This window comes from Halorubrum sp. SP3 (assembly GCF_005435195.1).
GTDB lineage: Archaea > Halobacteriota > Halobacteria > Halobacteriales > Haloferacaceae > Halorubrum > Halorubrum sodomense.
Window position 1 is genome coordinate 1 of record NZ_SGTU01000143.1, and the last position, 979, is coordinate 979.

The window sequence follows — 979 nt, forward strand, 5'->3', positions numbered from 1 at the left end:
GTACCGCGCTGTACGAGGGCGAGTTCACGCTCCGAGAGGCGCAGGACGCGGCCGACGAGATATAAGAATCGGAGCGCGGGTTCGTCGTCGACAACTTATAGCTGATCTACTGCGGACTGGACCGTTCTGGAACAATTCAAATATACGCTAATTTCTGCGTGTATTCACTAGTTCACTCGTCTGGCTAGCAGTTATTTGTTGGCGTCACTCTCCCCTAGTATTCGGGAAACTAGTAGCGGGATTGCTAGTAGTACAGCCACAGAAATACCAGGGTTTACCACACCAGTTGCCAGATTTCTCGAGATAATTTCCTGTTGCGCGTACCCGCTTGTCACAAACAACTGAACTCCCACAGCAATCACGAATAGTACTAGCGTAATGTTTGTATTTACACTTGAGAGTGCCTTAGCACGGTAGTCAGCTGGCATTCCGTTTTCATCGGGTGTTCCTTCCAATTCGGCAGCCATCATCGCCGGAGACCGTAGTGACGACACAAAGCCGTTGATTGTCGCAAGAGCGATGAATAGGATGCTGTAAACTCCAGGATCAAGTTGATGTAGAAGATCGAACGCGCCTACAAGCATAGCCGCCCAAACAAATATCTTGAATTTTGGCTCCTGTTCATAAGCTTGGAATAGAGCTATTTCAGCGAGAATTTTTGAGCGCTTGTCGATGTCGTAACGGGATTCTGTTTGTACACCTTGATCAAGGTGTGGAATGATCCATCTAATTCCGACTCGACCTTTCATAGAAATTCCAAATTGGTCGTAGAGTTCTTCACGGAGATCGTTCTCAGACTGCTCCTCTGAGGTAGTATGTTCTGTTTGTTTTGTCTCTTCTGGCATACTGTCTCGTAGTCGATAATACCAGAAAAAGGTCGTTCAGATCTAATAAAATCCAATAGTATTTCGCCGAAGTGGATCCACTTATAGAACGAAGCACAGGTCCACTCTGTCGGCCGTTTCGTTGTATCTCAAAT

Annotated in this window: 1 protein-coding gene; it reads right to left on the reverse strand. The window is 46.7% G+C overall.

Going from position 1 to position 979, the window contains the following annotated elements; translation table 11 throughout:
- Positions 1-191: 191 nt before the first annotated feature.
- Positions 192-845, reverse strand: a complete 654-nt coding sequence (locus tag EXE42_RS15910; protein WP_137695015.1) for a hypothetical protein — start codon at positions 843-845, stop codon at positions 192-194.
- Positions 846-979 lie beyond the last annotated feature (134 nt).